Below are 17,726 nucleotides of genomic sequence, written 5' to 3'. Positions count from 1 at the left end.
GGCATGTCCGTTACACACAAGACATGTCGCCCATCCTTCCCGATCTCGCCGTCCGTCCCGGCACCGAGGCCGACCTCGACGCGATCCTCTCGCTGACGCTCGCCGCCTTCCACGACGGCCCGGACTCCGCGCACGACGCCGCGGAACGGGCGATCACCGAGCCGGAACGGTCGGTTCTGGTCACGGACGGCGATCTCGTGGTCGGCCATCTGGGCTCGTTCCGGCGGGACCTGACCGTGCCGGGCGCGATCGTGCCGGCCGCGCACGTGACGCAGGTGGCGGTCGCGCCGACCCATCGGCGGCGCGGCGCGCTCACCCGGATGATGGGCCGGCACCTGACGGAGGCGCCGGAGCCGATCGCGGTGCTGTGGGCCAGCGAGGGGCGCATCTATCCGCGGTACGGCTACGGCCTGGCCGCGCCACGGCTGGTGGTGAACGCGACCGCGCGCGAGGTCCGGCTGCCCGCCGACGTCTCCGGCCGGCTGCGTGCGGGCACCCCGGCGGAGCTGCGCACCGAGCTGGCCGAGGTCTACGAGGCCGCGCGCCCGGACCGTCCCGGCTGGTCGAGCCGCCCCGGCACGTGGTGGGACTACGTGCTGGCCGACACCGAGCGGTCCCGGCACGGTGGCACGCCGCTGCGGGCCGTGGTGCACGAGGACGCGCACGGCCGTCCGGACGGCTACGCGGTCTGGCGTGTCCGGCCCGGCAGCAACCCGGACAACGAGCGCATCTCGTCCGTCCTGACGGTGAAGGAGCTGGTGGCCGAATCGCCCGGCGCGCGGCTCGACCTGTGGCGCTTCCTGTTCGGCGTCGACCTGATCGCGAAGGTGCGGCACGACTTCCTGCCCACCGACGAGCCGCTGCTGCACTGGGCGGACGATCCGGGCTGGCTGCACGCGCGCTGGGACCACGCGCTCTGGGTCCGGGTCGTGGACGTGCCGGCCGCGCTGGCCGCACGCCGCTACGCGACGCCGGTCGACGTGGTGCTGGAGGTCACGGACGCGCTGCTCCCGGCGAACCAGGGCCGCTGGCGGCTGCGCGGCGGCCCGGACGGCGCATCCTGCACGCCTGCGGCAGAGCCAGCCGCGCTGGCGCTGGACGTGCGGGAGCTGGGCGCGGTCTACCTCGGCGGGACGGCGCTGGGCGCGCTGGCCGGGGCCGGGCTGGTGCGGGAGCTGGTGCCGGGGGCGCTGGCGGCCGCGCACGCGGCGTTCGGCTGGCACCGGGCGCCGGGCGCGGTCGAGGTCTTCTGAGCGATCCTCGGGCCGGGGTACGGTCGGCGGATGGGACAGCCCGAGCGTCGCCGCCGCCGACTTCGCCGCCACCGCTCCGCCGACTCGGCCGTACCGGAGGGGACGGGGCCGGAGGAGACGGAGACCGCACAGGGGTCTGCCGAGGGCGATCACACGCCCGGGGAGGGTGCCCTCACGGCGATCTCCGAAGAGCCACAGGCGGTTCCGGGGGTACGGGAGGAGGCTTCGACGGCTTCCGAGGCTTCCCGCGCTTCCGAGGTTTCGGAGGCGCCCGTGGCCAAGCCGGTGCCGTCGCCGCCGCCCTCGGCCCGCCGTGCGCCCACCGCCGTGCCCGGACCGCCGCCGGCGGCCCCCGCGCCCGGTCCCTCAGCGGTTCCGGCGTCCGGTCCCTCCACGGTTCCCGCGCCCGCTTCTTCGACGGTTCCCGCGCCCGGCCCGGTCCCCCGGCCCGGCCCCCCGCCCGCCGGTCCTCGTCCGGCCGCCAAGCCCACGCCCGCGGATCTCCCCCGGCCCGCCATGGGAAAGCCGACCCCGGCCGACCTGGCCAAACCGTCCGCCATCCCGGTGCCCGCTCCGGGCCCGTCGCCGATGCCGCCGGTGCCGGTCTCACCCGCGCCCCGGCCGGCCGCGCCGAGACCGCAGCCCCCGATCGCCGAGACCGCGCCCGTGCACGACCCCGAGGAGGCCGCCCGGCCGCCGGCCGAGCCCGCACCCCGTACCCGCGAAAAGGTCTCGCCTGAGGAGCGCGAGGCGGAGCGCGGCCTGCGCGGCCTGGTCGGCTCCGGATCCTCACAGGTCAGCGTGCGTGCCGCGATGCGGGCCAGGGACGCGTCGCGCCCGACCGACGCGGACCTGGCGGAGGCCCAGGAGCGGCTGGTGATCGTGCGCCGCAACTGGGTCCCGCGCGAGGAGCTGCCCGCGCGTGGCGGGCCGATGGGCCGTTAGGGCAGGTCTGGAAGCGCGCCGGACTCCTCGTACGCCGCGACCTGCGCGATGCGTCGCGCGTGCCGCTCGTTGCCGGAGAACGGCGTGGTGAGGAACGCCTCGACGATCGCGGTGGCCTCGTCCAGCGTGTGCTGACGGGCGCCGACGCCGACCAGGTTGGCGTCGTTGTGCTCGCGGGTCAGGCGGGCGGTCTCGACGTTCCAGGCCAGGCCCACGCGGGTGCCCCGGACCTTGTTCGCGGCGATCTGCTCGCCGTTGCCGGATCCGCCGATGACGACGCCGAGGCTGCCCGGGTCCGCCACCACGCGAGAGGCCGTGTGCAGGCAGTACGCCGGGTAGTCGTCCTCCGGATCGAAGACGTGCGGACCGACGTCCGTCACCTCGTACCCCTGCTTCGACAGGTAGTTGACGAGGTGCACCTTCAGCTCGTAGCCGGCGTGGTCGGCTCCCAGATAAACGCGCATAACGCGCAGTCTGTCAGCCCGCCGGTGCGGCCGTGGCGGCGGCTGCCAAGTTTGAGCGCGCCGCCACGACCTCGGGGTGCTAGATCTCCGCGACGACGAGCCCGCCGCGCGCCTTCGGGGTGAACCAGGTGCTCTTCCGGGGCATCTTCTGGCGCGCCAGGTTGACCGCGACGAACTCGTCCACGGTGACCGGCGCGATCAGCACGGCCAGGTCCGCGTGTCCGGCGTCGACCTGGTCGCGCAGCCACTCGGCCGGGTAGTCGCCGCCGACGTAGACGATGCGCTTGTCCCCGGCGTCCAGGCCGAGCACGTCGCCGACCAGCACCCGCTCGACGAGCGCGTGGTCCATGGTGTCGACCAGGTCCGCCGAGTTCTCCACCGGGAGCTTGACGCTGTAGGTCTCGCCGCCCAGGTAGAGCTGGATCGTGCCGCCCGCGGGCGGCACGGACGGGCCGCCGGCGACCGGCTCGGGCTGCATGCCGGCCGCGCGCAGCCGGTCACCCAGCTCGGTCACGCCGATCGACAGCTTGATCAGCCGGTTGTACGGCGCGATCACCAGCGACTCCGGCGTGGTGATCACGGCGAGGAAGCGCGGGTAGCCGCCGGTCTGCGCCGCGAGGCTGCGGTGGTTTCCGTCCGCGACGACCAGTTCGCCGCCGCCGGCGATCCGGCACAGCTCCTCGCCGCCCCGGACCGTCCAGATCGCGTGGGTGCGCCCGGCGCCGTCCACGTCCGTGGCGGCCGGCTCACCCGCGTCCGCGACCGCGCGCTCCAGCGCGTCGTGCAGCGCGTCGCCGGTGCCGGTCTGCAGCAGCAGCACCGGGGAGAGCAGGTTCCCGAGCGTGGAGGCCAGCGCCACCCGCTCGCGGACCTTCTCGATGAAGACGTCCTCGTTGCGGATCACCAGGCCCGGCTCTTCCGGGCTGGTGGAGATCTGGTCCGTGTCGACCATGCAGTACATCCCGTACGCGGCGTTGTCACCGTCCGGGTCCGCGATGCGGTAGAGGACGATCACCTGCTCCGCGGGGGTGTAGCTGCCGGCCGTCTTCGCGTCCGCCAGCCGCTCGGCAGCGGCGGCCAGTGAGTCCGCGAAGGAGCGGCCGAGGGTATCGGGAGCGAGGTGCGGCATCTCGACGGCGAGAGCGCTGCGTGGGTTGTCGGCGATGATTGCGGTGATCTCGGCGTCGTCCGCGAACTCGTCATAGTTCTGCGCGCCGGTACCGCCGGTCGTGATCCAGGCCCGGTTGATCGGGTGCACGATCGTCATGTGCACCCACGGTACCGACGTTGTCCAGGTCTTGTTTGCGCACCCCAGAGTGGTTCCAGGCGGTGGTACGGGTAACCTCCCGAGATCAGCTGCCCGTCGTGATCGGGACCGCGCCGACGACGACCACCGGCGCCAGCATCGCGGCATCCTCCTCGGAGAGGCCGGGGCACACGGTCGCCCAGCTGTCCTCGTTCACGGCCCAGTAGCCGCTCTCCTCAACATCGTTACTGAGGGTCATAGTCTGCTGATCCATTGTCACTCCTTTGACGGGGATCGGACGCTCCTACCAGCCATAACGCAATGCCGCCCTCTACCGCAACGACACTGTCGGTGACCGGTCACGCCGACCCACTCATACTCGGTCATAACCGGTTGCGGAACGGTTGCCGAAAGAAGAGTTAACGGGTTGCTGACACCGCGGAAACGCCGCGAAATTCGGACCACGGCCACAACCCGGACGTAACCCCCCGGGCGCGCCGGACCAGCCCACCCGCGATCCACGTCGACGTGAAACACTTGCTCCGGACTTTTCCGCCCCACCGGCGCCCGGCCGTGCGGGCTGGGCACCGGATGGAGAGTGATCGTGGCCGGAGTGCGCAATCTCACCCAGGTCGAGGCGGCCGAGCGTGCCCGCGTGCTCGATGTGACCTCGTACGACATCGGGCTCGACCTGACGGGCGACGTCTCGTTCCGGTCGACGACCACCGTCGAGTTCACCTCTCGCGAGCCCGGCGCCACCACGTTCATCGAGGTGGCCGCCGAGCGCCTGCACGCGGTGACGCTCAACGGCGCGCCGGTCGACACGGACGGGTGGTCCGCCGAGCGCGGGCTCACGCTGTCCGGCCTGGCCGAGACGAACACGCTGGTCGTCGTCGCCGAGTTCCCGTTCTCGCACAGCGGCCAGGGCCTGCACCGCAGCGTCGACCCGGTGGACGGCGAGACCTACCTCTACAGCCAGTTCGAGACCGCGGACGCGCAGCGGGTCTACGCCTGCTTCGACCAGCCCGACCTGAAGAGCGTCTACACCTGGCACGCCACCGTCCCGGCCCACTGGCGCGTGGTGTCGAACATGCCGGTCGACCGCGACGAGCCGGCCGGCGACGACCTGAAGACGATCCACTTCCAGCGGTCGGCGCGCATGAGCACGTACATCACGGCGCTCTGCGCGGGCCCGTTCCACGAGGTGCAGTTCACCCACGACGGCATCGGCATGGGCTACTTCTGCCGGGCCAGCATGGCGCCGTACTTCGACGTCGACGACCTGCACAAGGTCACCGTGCAGGGCTTCGACTTCTTCCACGAGCAGTTCGGCATCCGCTACCCGCTGCCCAAGTACGACCAGGTGTGGGTGCCCGAGTTCAACGCCGGCGCGATGGAGAACTTCGGCTGTGTCGTCCACGCCGAGGACCACTACATCTTCCGCTCCCAGGTCACCGACTTCGAGTACGAGCAGCGCGCCAACACGATCCTCCACGAGCTGGCCCACATGTGGTTCGGCGACCTGGTCACCATGCGCTGGTGGAACGACCTCTGGCTGAACGAGTCGTTCGCCGAGTGGGCCAGCCACTGGTGCAACGCCGAGGCCACCCGCTTCGCCGACGCCTGGACCACGTTCCTGTCCGTGCGCAAGAACTGGGGCTACCGGCAGGACCAGCTCTCCTCCACGCACCCGGTCTACTGCGAGATGCCGGACCTGGAGGCCGTCGAGGTCAACTTCGACGGCATCACGTACGCCAAGGGCGCCAGCGTCATCAAGCAGCTCGTGGCGTATGTCGGGCTCGACCCGTTCCTGGCCGGCCTCCGCTCCTACTTCCAGGCGCACGCGTGGGGCAACGCCACCTTCGACGACCTGCTCTCCGAGCTGGAGGCGTCGTCCGGCCGCGAGCTGCGCAAGTTCGCCGCCCAGTGGCTGGAGACCGCGCAGGTCAACACGCTCCGCCCGGAGGTGACCATCGCCGCGGACGGCACCTACACCTCGGTCGCCGTACTGCAGGAGGCCCCGGCCGACTACCCGACGCTGCGCACGCACCACATCGGCGTCGGCCTCTACGACATCCGCGACGGCAAGCTCAGCCGCCGGCAGATCATCGAGGTCGACATCGCCGGCGAGCGCACCGAGCTGGCCGAGCTGGCCGGCGTCCCCGCCGCCGACGTGCTGCTGCTCAACGACGACGACCACAGCTACGCCAAACTGCGCCTCGACGAGCGCTCGATGGCCACGGTCGTCACGCACATCAGCAGCCTGGACTCGTCGCTGGCCCGCGCGCTGGTCTGGGCCGCCGCGTGGGACATGGTCCGCGACGCCGAGCTGGCCACGCGCGACTACATCGCGCTGGTCGCCTCCGGCCTGCCCAACGAGCAGGACATCAACCTGATCACGGCCACGCTCCGGCAGGCCGCGACCGCGATCGCCACCTACGCCGACCCGGAGTGGGCGCCGACCGGCTGGGCGCTGCTGTCGCGTACCGCCGCGGACGCGCTCGCGGTCACCGAGCCCGGCAGCGGTTTCCAGCTCGCCTGGGCCCGCGCCTACGCCTCCGCGTCCCGCTCCGACGAGGACCTGGCCACGCTGCGCGGCTGGCTCACCGGCTCCGACGTGCCGGCCGGCCTCACCGTCGACACCGAGCTCCGCTGGAGCCTGCTCCAGACGCTCGTCGCCAAGGGCGCGGCCACCGAGGCCGAGATCGACGCCGAGCTGGCCGGCGACCGTACCGCCGGTGGCGAGCGCGAGGCCGCGCTGGCCCGCGCGCTCCTCCCCACGCCCGAGTCCAAGGCCCGCGTCTGGTCCGAGCTCACCGCCCCCACCGCCCTGCCGAACTGGCGCAACCGCGCACTCCTCCAGGGCTTCCAGCACCCCGCCCAGGTCGCGCTCACCGCGCCCTACGCGGAGCGCTTCTTCGCCGAGGCCGCCACCGTGTGGGCCGGCCGGGACAGCGAGTCCGCCCAGGACTTCGCGCTCTTCGCCTACCCCTCCTACCAGGTCACCGACGCCACCGTCACCGCCACCGAGTCCTGGCTCACCGGCACCGGCCAGCCCGTCGGCCTCCGCCGCCTGGTCGCCGAGGGCCGCGACGGCGTAGTCCGCGCCATCGCCGCCCGTCTCAAGGACCGCGGCTGACCTTTCGTCCCGCCTCTCCTTCGCGCCCCACCGGCTTGCCCAGCCGGTGGGGCGCTTTTTTTGTGCCTCCCTGCTGTATCAGCACATAAAGCACACAATGCCTATACAAACCTCGTTTGTACGCTGTTTGTACTAATTTTTGCGTTAGCTCTTACCAGTTTTGGTATTAAGCCAACAACGTTGGACTGTTTCATCAGCAATTTTGTGTCAGCACAGCGAAATTTCCGGAAAAACCCGGCATAAACGCCTGAAATCCGATAGGCGAACACCAAAGATCAAGATCAAATTCTTGATCTTCCCGCTTCCGCCGGGGTCCGGCCCGCATGCTCCCGCGGGCAAACCTCGCCGGACACCAAGACTCCGCTGGCGCTCCGCTTGCCGTCCGCCGTCGGAGCCGGTTCCGCGCCCCAAGGACAAACCACGCAGCACGGGGACGGGCTCGCGGACACACCGACCCCCGTGACACGACCACCCACGCAGCCCCGCGAGACGAGACCCCACCGGCGCCCCACCACGCAGCCCGTGCAGCTCCACCACGCAGCCCGCGCAGCTCCAGCAGCCCCCAGCACCACCTCGCAGACCGCGCAGCACCACCTCGCAGCCGGCGCAGCTCCACCACGCGGCCCCGCACAGCACCACCGCGCAGCCGCCCTCGCGGTGCCACGCACCCGGTTCGACATGATGCCGGCGCGTCACCACGACCGCCTACACAGCCGACGCGCGAAACAAGATCACCCCGAGGCAGCTCTCAACCAGGGCGAGTCGGCGAGTGGATCAATGAGTGCTGCGAAGAAGGCGCCAAACTCGCCGGTTGACGCCTTCTTCGCAGCACTCATTGATCCACTCAGCCTTGCGCGCCCGCCCATCCGCGAGCCGTCATCGCCACCCGCACCCTTTATCCCGAAATTTCGGGCGAGGAGCGCCGGGCCGCCGCGCCTCGTCACCATTCCTGGCCACCATCTCTGGCCTCAGCCTCTGGCCACCCGTCCGGACCACCGCCCTGGCCGCCGCCCCCAGCCGCCGCCCCTGGCCACCGTCCCGGCCGCCGTCCCTGGCCACCGCCCGGCCACCGTCCCGGCCGCCGCCCCCGGCCGCCGCTCGTGGCCACCTATCGCGATGCCTGCCTGCGCCCACCGAGCCAGCCACCATGATCAGGACATCTCGCCCCGTTGCTGAAGGGCACGACGGCGGCCTGACCGCCAGAAGGCCCCGGCGCACCTGGACATCGAGACGCGAGCGTCACCCACCGAGGTACTGCCGGGCTTCCGCGGCAGGGCCAAGCCGAAAGCAGTCACCGGGCGCTCCGCGCCCGAAATTTCGGCACATAGCCACCTCGGGCCGGCCATCGACTCACCCTGACGCCGAATGCTCAGGAGTCGGGTGCCGTCCGCATCTGAAGCCGCCGGGATGTGGGAGAGGGCTAAGGAAAAGTCGCTGTGTGCGGGAAGAAAGGCGAAAAGGGCAACTGACGCTGAAGGCCGGCCCCGCGGCGGGGCCGGCCTTCAGGAAGAGAACTGCGGAGAAGGGGTCAGGCGCGGCCGGCGTGCGTTGCCAGCTGGTCCAGGCCGTGGATCACGCCGCCGGCCAGGTCGCCGCCGGCGAAGGCCGCGGCCATGGACAGGCAGGCGAGTTTGACGTCGCGGTCCGGGATGCGGCGGCGGGCGTCGGCGCCGGTGACGACCTCGAGCACGCGCTGGTTCGGCGAGAACGCGATGAGCACGGACTTGTCCGGGTCCGCGAGCTGGCCGTGCAGCTTCTCGGCGGCGGCGCGCTGGGGCTCGGCCAGGTCGCCGGCGTAGACGCTGAACGTCAGGCCGGTCTCGCGGTCGGCGATGCGCAACGCCTCGTCGATGTGCAGGAGCTGACGGGTGGAGAACGGGCCGTCGAGCACGTCACCCTGACCTTGGGCGGCGTGCACCTCGGGCGTCTCGCCGCCGGCGTGGTCGAGGTGCGTCAGAGGCTGCTCACCAGCGGTCACTTGCGCCTCCCGTGGGGCCGTGCGGGTTCGCGGGCGCCTCGCCCGCGGAGCCTGTGGTGTCAGAGGCGGAGATCGCAAGCCGGCCGGCCAGCTGACCGGGCGACGACAGGAACCAGACCGGCGTGAATTCGAACGGGCGGCCTGGCCGGTAGCGCTTCTCCTTGCGGCGGTTTCCGGGCAGCGTCAGTGCTGCCAGTACTCCGATGACCGCGAGCGGCAGGACGACGAAGACGAGCGCGACTTCTAGTGGTTCCACGGTGAACGCCCCCAACGTGGCAAGACACTCGGTGTCTGGGCGGTCTGATAGGTGCTGATGCTTCTTTCACGGTAGCGGAACCGGGGTCCCCGAGGATCATCGGGGCGCACTCCGGCGTAATGAGTCCGTCTCGCGAAATTTCGGCCGTGGCGTGCGAAAATCAACGGCAGGCATTCCCCCACGGCCGATGGGAGGACCATGCGCAGATTCGCCGCGGTGCTCGCGCTGAGCGCCGCCGCGCTGGTGATCATGCCCGGCGCCGCCACCGCAGAAACCACCCCCGTCACGACCGTCACCGCCGCGACGAACGCCGCCTCAGCCGATCTCGCCGAGGCCGACGCCACCTCCGCCGGCACCGCCGCGATCGGCGTCGCCCGGGTGAAAGCGGCCAAGGCCGACGTGTTCGTCGAGGTCAACCCGAGCACGATCGCCGCCGGCGGCACCGTGAGCGTCCGTGCCAGCTGTGTGGAGAACGGCGCCGAGGCCGTCGTCCGCTCGGACGCGTTCGGCGAGCTGCGCGTGAAGCCCGAGTACGGCTTCCTCACCGGCTCCGCCGAGATCGGCGCGGACGTGGACGCGGACGACTACCAGGTCGAGCTGACCTGCCCCGACGGCGGCCGCGCGGTCGGCACGCTGAACGTCGTGGCGGACTCCCGCCCCTCCCAGGGCCCGGCGACCGGCTTCGGCGGCATGGCCGGCCGCGATCCGGACGCGGGTGCGCTGGTCCTGCTCGGCGGCGGCGTCACCGCGCTGGCGGCGGGCGGGGCGCTGGCCGTCCTGTGGCTGCGCCGACGCCGGCTGAGCTGATCCGTGGCCGCGCACCGCTACTCGCCGTCGGCCCGGCACACGGGCGAGCACTCGACCCCGGCCCGGCACACGGTCAGATACTCACCGCTGGCCCGGCACGCGGGCGTGCGTTTCACCCCGTCCGGCCCGCCCGGCCGACACCGCGCACCGGAAACCCCCCAAGCCCCCGAACCACCACAAAACCCAAAATCCGCGCACGGTACGCCGTACCCCCGCAACGCTGTTGATCGTCAACGCCCCGGCGGCAACTCGATCGGCCTCCTGGCCGCCGCGCTGCTGGTCATCGGCCTGTTCGCCGCGAGCGCCGGCCTGGGACAGCTCACCGACGTCCGCCTGCCGAGCCTGGCGAGCCTGTTCGACCGCCCCGGCGAGGCCCCGCCGCGCGCGTTCCCGGTGCTGGAACCGAGCCGGCCGACCCGGGTGACGATCCCGGCGATCCGGGTGGAGGCGCCGGTACGGCAGGTGGGCCTGGCCGCGGACGGCTCGATCGACGTGCCGCCGGCGAGCGAGCACGACGTGACCGGCTGGTACGAGGACGGCCCCACCCCCGGCGAGTTCGGCTCCGCCGTGATCGTCGGCCACGTGGACAACTACACCGGCCCGTCCGTGTTCTACCGCCTGCACGACCTGCGCAGGGGCGACACGATAGAGATCGCGCGCGAGGACCGGGAGACCGCCGTGTTCGAGGTCAGCTCCGTGGAACTGTTCGACAGGACGGGCCTCCCGGCCGACCGCGTCTACGCCGACTTCACCCGCCCCCACCTGCGCCTCATCACGTGCGGCGGGCGGTGGGCGGGTGGCGACGTCGGCTACCGGGACAACGTGGTGGTCTTCGCCACGCTGAGCGGCGCGAAAAGCTGAAACCTAGGCGGCGACGTCCGCGTCCGGCATCGGGATGTCCAGCCAGTCGGCCCAGCGCGGGTCCGGCAGCCGGTGGCCGAGCACGCGCCAGGCCTGGCCCTTGGGCGCGGTGGGCGCGCCGCCGTGCAGACGCCAGCCGAGCTCGGCCGGCGTCTTGTCGCTCTTCGTGTGGTTGCACTTGGCGCACGCGGCGACCACGTTCTCCCAGGCGTGCATGCCGCCGCGGCTGCGGGGGAACACGTGGTCGATGGTCTGCGCGGGGCCGCGGCAGTAGGCGCAGCGCCAGCCGTCCCGCGCGAAGATCGCGCGGCGGGAGAGGCCGATGTGCGTGCGGTACGGCACACGGACGTAGCGGGTGAGACGGATCACGGACGGCACCGGGATCTCGTTCCGTGCGGAGTGGAGCATGCCGTCCCCGTCGGTGACCAGGGCGGCCTTGTCCGTCAGCACCAGGATCGCGGCTCGACGCACTGAGACGACGCACAGCGGCTCGTAGGTCACGTTGAGCACCAACGCTCCGGAGCCCACCGTGGGTCGTATGTCAGGCATCGTGGTCACCCTTCCGATCGGACCAGCACTTGAAACCAGCTCTGTCGGCACTCCTCGTCGGGTCCGGCCGGGGTCGGGCCGCGCGTCACCGCCCGGCCCCACGCTGGCGGATCACCAACGTCCGTGCGCCAATAGTCCCTGATAGGTGACGGAATTGCACGCCCTAATCAGGGCCCCCGTGTGAAGGTTTGGTGTCCCGTGCGAAGATGCGCGGTTCGATACCGCAGGCCGTGACCCCGGCGGGGGTGCGCACAGGTCGATGCGATACGAACGTTCTGACACCGTTCCCGCACCCTGTGGAGTCCGAGTACCGCCGTGATAGTCGCACCGACACCCAGCCCCTCTCCCTCCGACCTGATCTCGCCGACCCAGGCCAGCTGCGACAGTGACACGCTGTGCCGGCAGCTGCTCGACCTGGGCGTGAACCCCTGGATAGCCGAGGGCGGCTTCTGGGTGGTGATCAAGCCGCTGCGGATCCTGGCGATCATCGCGATCGCCGTGCTGATCCGCTTCCTGATCGTGCGCACGATCACCAAGCTGGTCAGCACCACGTCGAACACGGCGATGCCCGCGATCCTGAAGCCGCTGCACGAAAGAGTGCCGACCGCGCTGCTGGACGCGACCGCGGTGTTCCCGGAGCGGCGGCGCCAGCGGGCCGAGGCGATCGGCTCGGTGTTGCGCAGCTTCGTGACCGCGATCGTGATGGGCATCGCCACGCTGATGGTGCTGGCGGAGCTGGGCTTCAACCTGGGGCCGCTGCTGGCCAGCGCCGGCATCGTCGGCGTCGCGCTCGGTTTCGGCGCGCAGAGCCTGGTCAAGGACATCCTGGCCGGCCTGTTCATGCTGATCGAGGATCAGTACGGCGTGGGCGACACGGTCGACCTCGGCGAGGCGATCGGCGTGGTCGAGTCGGTGGGCCTGCGCGTCACCACCGTGCGTGACGGCCGGGGCGTGCTCTGGTACATCCGCAACGGCGAGGTCATCCGCGTCGGCAACAAGTCCCAGGGCTGGGCGATGGTCGTGATCGACATGCCGATCGGGTTCGTGAACAGTGAGGAGGCCACGGCCGTGCTGCGCGAGGCGGCCCAGGCCGTCGCCGCGGACCCGGAGCTGGCCACCGGCCTGCTGGAGCCGCCGGACGTGATCGGCGTGGAGCAGGTCACCGTGGACGGCGCGGTCATCCGCACGGTCGCGAAGACCACCTCGGACGCCCAGCTCACGGTCTCGCGGGAGCTGCGGCGCCGGCTGACCGAGTCGCTGGAGACCTCGGGCATCGCGGACCGGATCGCGGCGGGCCGGCTGTTCCCCCGGCCGGGCGCGCCGGGCGGCCCGGACGCGAGCCGGGGCGGGGCGACATAGACGAACGGGAGAAAGACATCCGCCGATCACCCTAGCCACATCTCAGACGATCGGGCAGAATTCATTCATCCGAATTCTCGGGAATGGCGTTGACCGGATCATCGGCGGCGCAGCGTCGTGGGGGAGCAACATCCGTGAGGGACCGGTCATGGGGGTCGTCCGGTGAGCACGGCTGAGCAGGATCGCCCCGCAACATACCGTGAGGTCTTCTCGCACCCCGAGTTCCGTGTCGTCTACGGCGCGGTCACGCTGTCCAACCTCGCCGACCCGGTCGCCAAGGCCGTCATCACGCTCGTCGTGTTCGAGCGGACCGGGTCGGTGGCGCTGTCCGCGCTCGCGTTCGCGGTCAGCTTCCTGCCCTGGCTGATCGGCGGCCCGCTGCTGAGCCAGCTCGCCGACCGTTATCCGTATCGGACGGTCATCGGCGTCACGCTCGCGTTCCGGGCGTCACTGTTCCTGGTCGCCGCGCTCTTCCACTGGCCCGGCGCGGTGCTGGCCGCGGTGCTGTTCCTCAGCACGCTCGCGGCCGCGCCGGAGCAGGCCGCCCGGTCCGCGCTGCTGCCCCGCATCCTGCCCAAGGACCGGCTGGTCGTCGGCCTGTCCCTGCTCGGTGGGCTGAACCAGGTCACCCAGATAGTGGGTTACGTGGCCGGCGCCGGCCTGGCCGCGATCAACGTGCAGCTGGTGCTGCTGATGACCGCGGCGTTCTACACCGGCGCGTCCGCGATCGTGCTGATCGGCCTGCGCGGCTGGTCCGGCGCCGGCGCGGCCCAGCGCCGCGGCCCGCACGGCATGGGCCAGGGCTTCGCGCTGGTCTTCGGCCGCGTGGAGCTCCGCTCGATCGCGATCCTGGTCTTCTGCGCGATGTTCTTCGTGGCGATGCCCGAGGGCCTCGCCGCCGCCTGGGCCGACGACCTGGCCGCCGGCGACGAACGCGGCCTGATCCAGGGCGTGATCATGGCGGCCCCGCCGATCGGCTTCATCACCGGCAGCCTCATCGTCGGCCGGCTGATCCGCCCGTCCCGCCGTCGCGCGCTGATCCGCCCGTTCGCGATCGCGGCCCCGCTGACGCTGGTCCCCGCCGTGCTGGAGCCCTCGGTCCCGGTCATCCTGCTGATGGTCGCCGCCTGCGGCTTCGCGGTCGGCGGCGTCCTCCCGGTCGCCCAGGGGCTGTTCTCCGTCGTCGTCCCGGACGGTTACCGCGCCCGCGCCTACGGCGTGATGCAGACCGGCGTGACGCTCATGCAGGGCGCCGGCGTCGGCCTCACCGGCCTGCTCGCCGAGCGTTTCCCCCTCCCGGGCGTCATCACGTCCTGGAGCCTCACCGGCGCGCTGGTCATGGTCGTCGTCAGCCTCGGCTGGCCCCACCCCGGCCGCTTCGAGGCCGCCATCGCCGCCGCCTCCGAGAAGACCCCCGACCCGGCCCCCCAGCACCAGCCCGGCCACGTCTGACAGCACCACGGCCCACCCTCACCCGGCGGCCTGCGGCCTGCCGCCTACGGCCAAGGCAAGCCCTCAAAATCCAGATCAAACCCTCAAATTCCTTTGCCCGCTTCCGGCGTGGTCCGGCAGCGTTGCTCCCGCGGGCAAACCTCGCGCCGGGCTCCGCTGGCGCTCCGCACGACGCGAGGAGCCGGTCTCGCCGTGCACCGGCAAACCCACGCGGGTCACGGCGACCAGCCACTCCCGTCCACTCCGCGCCGGCCGCGTGGGCGGCTTCGATCTGGGCATCCGAGCACTCCGCGCCCGAAATTTCGGCATTTACTGAGCTTTCTGTCTCAGGGCGAGGAGGCCGCCGGGACGCTATTTCGTGAAATTTCGGGCACGGAGTGCCCGGATGGCCGCAGCGAGACAGTGCGATGACGCCGAAAACCAGCCCCGGCGACACAGAGGGCGGGACTGAGGCCACCCAGAGCCGCCCCAACACGTCCCGAACCGGCCCGGCTACTTCCCCGAGAGCCGCCCCAACACGTCCCGAACCGGCCCGGCGACTCCGCCAAGAGCCGGCCCGGCGACTCCCCCGAGAGCCGGCCCGGCGTGTCACCAACGGGCGCCCTGCGCCCGAAATATCGGTAAATAGCGGGCCGCAAGACTGGCCGCTGCCGTGCCAGGAGTACCGCAAGCTCCGGGACCGCCGGGCGGGTTTCCGGACCACGGCGGGACCGGCAGGGAGGAGCGCCAGCGACGACCGGTGCCCGCGGGAGCATGCGGACCGCGACCACGCCGGAAGCGGGACATGAATTAGATCTTGAAGTTGGTGACCGTTCTGACAGGAGAGCGGTTGCGGTGTGGGGGCGGGAGCGGGCGCAGTGGCAGGATTGAGCGGTGGCTACGGGTGAAGAAACAAGCTTCTTCGAGGCGGTCGGTGGCGAGCCGACCTTCCGGAAGCTGGTGGACAAGTTCTACGAGGGCGTGGCGACGGATCCGCTGCTCCGGCCGATGTATCCGGAGGGTGACCTCGGTCCGGCCTCCGATCGCATGCGGCTGTTCCTGATGCAGTACTGGGGCGGTCCGACGACGTATTCGGAGGAGCGCGGGCATCCCCGGCTGCGCATGCGGCACGCACCGTTCGTGGTGGACGCGGCGGCGCGGGATGCGTGGCTGACGCACATGCGGGCGGCGGTGGAGTCGGTCGGGTTGCCGAAGGAGCGGGAGGAGCAGCTCTGGGAGTACCTGGAGCGGGCCGCGTACTTCATGGTCAACTCGATGGACTAGGGCAATTCGGCCGATCGGTTGGTTTGGCGGCAAAACGCACTTCCGGGCTCAGGCCCTCTCGTTGATCGGGTGACTCACTCCACCCTCGAGAGGTACTCCCACATGCGACGCCGTCTGCTCGCCGCGATCGCCCTGGGCGCGCTCACCGTGGCCGCCGGCATGATGCCGGCGAGCGCGGACATGGCCCAGCCTGCCGTGGTCTCCGCCGACCCGGTCGACTACACACCGCACATCAAGGACGGCACGGTCTGGTCCGCCGTGGTGGTGGGCGACACCGCGGTGGTGAGCGGCAACTTCACCTCGGTCACGGACAGCGCCGGGCGCCGGACCTATCCGCGGCGGCACATCTTCGCGTTCGGCCTGCGCGACGGCGTGGTGCGCGACTTCGCGCCGGAGGTCGACGGCCCGGTCTACGCGGTCGCGGCCGGCGCGGACGGCAGCATCTACCTGGGCGGCGCGTTCAAGACCGTCAACGGCACGGCCACCCGCGGTCTGGGCAAGGTCTCGCTGGCCACCGGGCGCAACGTGGCGGGCTTCAGGGCGGCCATCAACTGGGGCGACGTACGCACGCTCGGGCTGGCCGGTGGGCGGCTCTACGCGGGCGGCACGTTCTCCGCGATCAACGGCGTGCCGCGCACCGCGCTGGCCCGGATGAACCCGGCCACCGGCACGGTCGACGCGGGCTTCGACGCGAAGCTCTCCGCGCCCGGCAAGGAGCGCACGCGGGTGGAGCACTTCGACATCTCGCCGGACGGCCGGAAGATGGTCGCGGTCGGCGTGATCCTGCGGGCCGGCGTCAAGGACCGCGCGCAGCTGGTGATGCTGGACATCGCCGGGTCGTCCGCGGTGGTCAGCGACTGGTACACGGACTCGTTCAAGCCGGCCTGCCGGGACGGCTTCCAGACCTACATGCGTCAGGTGAAATTCTCGCCGGACGGGAGCTACTTCGTGGTCGTCACCACCGGCCGGGAGAACCACCGTCAGAAGCTGTGCGACACCGCGAGCCGCTGGGAGACCGGCGGGACCGGGCGGCACCTGCCCACCTGGCGCAACCACACCGGCGGCGACTCGCTCTACGCGGTCGCGGTCACCGGCAGCGCGGTCTACGTCGGCGGGCACCAGCGCTGGATGAACAACCCGGACGGCCACGAGTCGGCCGGCCCCGGCGCGGTCAAGCGCGAGGGCATCGCGGCGCTGGACACCCGCACCGGGCGCGCGCTGCCGTTCAACCCGGGCCGGGACCGCGGCGTCGGCGTCCGCTCCTTCGTCTCGACCAGCGCCGGCCTGCTCGTCGGCTCCGACACCACCCGCATCGGCGGCGAGTACCACGGCCGAATCTCACTTCTCCCCCGCCGGTAGCGAGCATCGCGGGAAACCCGGCCGCCGGGGCCCTCGGAAGTTTCTCGTAACCCGCCACGGGCTCGGCCACGTCGTGAGACGCAGGCGACCAGAGATGGCGGGCGACATCCAGACACGCTCTTCGTCTGGATGTCGTCTGTCATCGCCGGGAGTGGCGGCGAGCCCGGAGGAGCGGAGCGACGACCATCACAGCAGAGCACCTTCGTCGTGGAGCCAGTCGACGAATGAGGTGGCCACGGCCGCACCGCAGTCGAGCATCTCGACGAGCAGGGCGTCGTGGGCGCCGGAGCCGAGCGGGACCTGCAGCTCGGCGTAGATGGGGAGCTGGCCGCGCTCGGTGGGGTCGCCGACGTAGGCCTTGCAGAAGCGCCGGGTGTGGTTCCACTCGTTGACCACGCGGTACGCCCGATCGGCCCAGTCCGGCGGGACGGTGGAGTGGGGGCGGGCGCGCATCACCAGGATCTCGTCCTCCGGCCCCTCCAGCGTGAACAGCACGGCGTGCCGCTCCCACATGGCGAGCAGGCTGCCGTCGCCGTCGGCGAGGTAGCGGATGTCCAGCATGTCGAGCGCGTCGCCGACCCGGCGCAGCGTGACCGGCGCGACCTCGGGCGGCAGCTCGACCGCGGGGATGGATCTTTCGGGCTCTCGCTGGGCCGGCGGGGTGACCACCCCGGGCCGGACAGCGCTGTCCGTCGACGTTCCACCTCGGGACTCCGGCTCGCCGCCACCGGCGTGACCGGGGCGCCATGACCACCACGGCATCGCTTGCGCACCTCACTCCCCAGCGGATCCGGC

Annotated in this window: 16 protein-coding genes; 9 read left to right on the top strand and 7 right to left on the bottom strand. The window is 71.5% G+C overall.

Annotation, left to right across the window (positions count from 1 at the left end; translation table 11 throughout):
• Nucleotides 1–23: 23 nt before the first annotated feature.
• A complete protein-coding gene (locus OP04_RS36650) occupies nucleotides 24–1,253 on the top strand; it encodes a GNAT family N-acetyltransferase (protein ID WP_051799641.1) in 1,230 nt (409 codons plus the stop codon).
• Nucleotides 1,254–1,841: 588 nt separating this feature from the next.
• On the top strand, nucleotides 1,842–2,198 hold the full coding sequence (locus OP04_RS56025; protein WP_408606824.1) for a hypothetical protein: 357 nt from the start codon (nucleotides 1,842–1,844) through the stop codon (nucleotides 2,196–2,198).
• Here the strand turns inward: OP04_RS56025 and OP04_RS36640 are convergent.
• The 3 genes from OP04_RS36640 to OP04_RS53940 form a co-directional block, all read right to left on the bottom strand.
• On the bottom strand, nucleotides 2,195–2,662 hold the full coding sequence (locus OP04_RS36640) for a ribose-5-phosphate isomerase (RefSeq protein WP_033344511.1): 468 nt from the start codon (nucleotides 2,660–2,662) through the stop codon (nucleotides 2,195–2,197). The genes OP04_RS56025 and OP04_RS36640 overlap by 4 nt on opposite strands.
• A gap of 79 nt (nucleotides 2,663–2,741) precedes the next feature.
• Nucleotides 2,742–3,929 carry a DUF1015 family protein gene (locus OP04_RS36635; RefSeq protein ID WP_033344510.1) on the bottom strand — a complete coding sequence of 396 codons (1,188 nt, stop codon included), beginning with the start codon at nucleotides 3,927–3,929 and terminating at the stop codon, nucleotides 2,742–2,744.
• An 85-nt stretch (nucleotides 3,930–4,014) separates the two neighbouring features.
• Nucleotides 4,015–4,182: a hypothetical protein gene (locus OP04_RS53940; protein WP_157240842.1), complete on the bottom strand. Its 168-nt coding sequence runs from the start codon at nucleotides 4,180–4,182 to the stop codon at nucleotides 4,015–4,017.
• A gap of 339 nt (nucleotides 4,183–4,521) precedes the next feature.
• Between OP04_RS53940 and pepN the strand changes: the two genes are divergently transcribed.
• Entirely contained in the window at nucleotides 4,522–7,047 is a 2,526-nt protein-coding gene (gene pepN, locus OP04_RS36630) for an aminopeptidase N (RefSeq protein ID WP_033344600.1), read from the top strand.
• Nucleotides 7,048–8,575: 1,528 nt separating this feature from the next.
• On the opposite strand, the gene OP04_RS36625 is transcribed toward pepN, so the two are convergent.
• Both OP04_RS36625 and ctaJ read right to left on the bottom strand, forming a co-directional pair.
• On the bottom strand, nucleotides 8,576–8,965 hold the full coding sequence (locus tag OP04_RS36625) for a DUF5130 family protein (RefSeq protein ID WP_033344599.1): 390 nt from the start codon (nucleotides 8,963–8,965) through the stop codon (nucleotides 8,576–8,578).
• 46 nt (nucleotides 8,966–9,011) lie between these two features.
• Entirely contained in the window at nucleotides 9,012–9,281 is a 270-nt protein-coding gene (gene ctaJ, locus OP04_RS36620; RefSeq protein ID WP_033344598.1) for an aa3-type cytochrome oxidase subunit CtaJ, read from the bottom strand.
• 198 nt (nucleotides 9,282–9,479) lie between these two features.
• On the opposite strand from ctaJ, the gene OP04_RS36615 reads away from it, so the two are divergent.
• The gene (locus OP04_RS36615; protein ID WP_051799639.1) at nucleotides 9,480–10,088 is read left to right on the top strand and encodes a hypothetical protein; all 609 of its coding nucleotides are present in this window, start codon (nucleotides 9,480–9,482) and stop codon (nucleotides 10,086–10,088) included.
• A gap of 3 nt (nucleotides 10,089–10,091) precedes the next feature.
• Entirely contained in the window at nucleotides 10,092–10,949 is an 858-nt protein-coding gene (locus OP04_RS48745) for a class F sortase (RefSeq protein WP_051799638.1), read from the top strand.
• Between the two features lie 3 nt (nucleotides 10,950–10,952).
• On the opposite strand, the gene OP04_RS36605 is transcribed toward OP04_RS48745, so the two are convergent.
• Complete coding sequence (locus OP04_RS36605) at nucleotides 10,953–11,498, bottom strand: HNH endonuclease (RefSeq protein WP_033344596.1); 546 nt, start codon at nucleotides 11,496–11,498, stop codon at nucleotides 10,953–10,955.
• Between the two features lie 315 nt (nucleotides 11,499–11,813).
• On the opposite strand from OP04_RS36605, the gene OP04_RS36600 reads away from it, so the two are divergent.
• The 4 genes from OP04_RS36600 (at nucleotide 11,814) to OP04_RS36585 (ending at nucleotide 16,931) form a co-directional block, all read left to right on the top strand.
• Nucleotides 11,814–12,857: a mechanosensitive ion channel family protein gene (locus OP04_RS36600; protein ID WP_033344509.1), complete on the top strand. Its 1,044-nt coding sequence runs from the start codon at nucleotides 11,814–11,816 to the stop codon at nucleotides 12,855–12,857.
• 162 nt (nucleotides 12,858–13,019) lie between these two features.
• The gene (locus OP04_RS36595; RefSeq protein WP_051799637.1) at nucleotides 13,020–14,309 is read left to right on the top strand and encodes an MFS transporter; all 1,290 of its coding nucleotides are present in this window, start codon (nucleotides 13,020–13,022) and stop codon (nucleotides 14,307–14,309) included.
• Nucleotides 14,310–15,182: 873 nt separating this feature from the next.
• Entirely contained in the window at nucleotides 15,183–15,572 is a 390-nt protein-coding gene (locus tag OP04_RS36590; RefSeq protein ID WP_033344508.1) for a globin, read from the top strand.
• Between the two features lie 102 nt (nucleotides 15,573–15,674).
• Nucleotides 15,675–16,931, top strand: a complete 1,257-nt coding sequence (locus OP04_RS36585) for a delta-60 repeat domain-containing protein (RefSeq protein ID WP_033344507.1) — start codon at nucleotides 15,675–15,677, stop codon at nucleotides 16,929–16,931.
• Between the two features lie 186 nt (nucleotides 16,932–17,117).
• Here the strand turns inward: OP04_RS36585 and OP04_RS36580 are convergent, their stop codons facing one another.
• Nucleotides 17,118–17,693 carry a type III secretion system chaperone family protein gene (locus OP04_RS36580; protein WP_033344506.1) on the bottom strand — a complete coding sequence of 192 codons (576 nt, stop codon included), beginning with the start codon at nucleotides 17,691–17,693 and terminating at the stop codon, nucleotides 17,118–17,120.
• Nucleotides 17,694–17,726 lie beyond the last annotated feature (33 nt).

The sequence above is a fragment of the Catenuloplanes japonicus genome (assembly GCF_000717135.1).
GTDB classification, from domain to species: Bacteria; Actinomycetota; Actinomycetes; order Mycobacteriales; family Micromonosporaceae; genus Catenuloplanes; species Catenuloplanes japonicus.
Note: the sequence above shows the minus strand (reverse complement) of the source record. Positions and strands in the feature narration are given on the sequence as shown.

Bases quoted from the DNA above. Each gene is read 5' to 3' on its own strand.
- OP04_RS36615 (WP_051799639.1), top strand. From the start codon at position 9,480: ATGCGCAGATTCGCCGCGGTGCTCGCGCTGAGCGCCGCCGCGCTGGTG.
- OP04_RS56025 (WP_408606824.1), top strand. From the start codon at position 1,842: ATGCCGCCGGTGCCGGTCTCACCCGCGCCCCGGCCGGCCGCGCCGAGA.
- OP04_RS36585 (WP_033344507.1), top strand. From the start codon at position 15,675: ATGCGACGCCGTCTGCTCGCCGCGATCGCCCTGGGCGCGCTCACCGTG.
- OP04_RS36640 (WP_033344511.1), bottom strand. From the start codon at position 2,662: ATGCGCGTTTATCTGGGAGCCGACCACGCCGGCTACGAGCTGAAGGTG.
- OP04_RS36635 (WP_033344510.1), bottom strand. From the start codon at position 3,929: ATGACGATCGTGCACCCGATCAACCGGGCCTGGATCACGACCGGCGGT.
- OP04_RS36650 (WP_051799641.1), top strand. From the start codon at position 24: ATGTCGCCCATCCTTCCCGATCTCGCCGTCCGTCCCGGCACCGAGGCC.
- OP04_RS36605 (WP_033344596.1), bottom strand. From the start codon at position 11,498: ATGCCTGACATACGACCCACGGTGGGCTCCGGAGCGTTGGTGCTCAAC.
- OP04_RS53940 (WP_157240842.1), bottom strand. From the start codon at position 4,182: ATGGATCAGCAGACTATGACCCTCAGTAACGATGTTGAGGAGAGCGGC.
- OP04_RS36580 (WP_033344506.1), bottom strand. From the start codon at position 17,693: ATGCCGTGGTGGTCATGGCGCCCCGGTCACGCCGGTGGCGGCGAGCCG.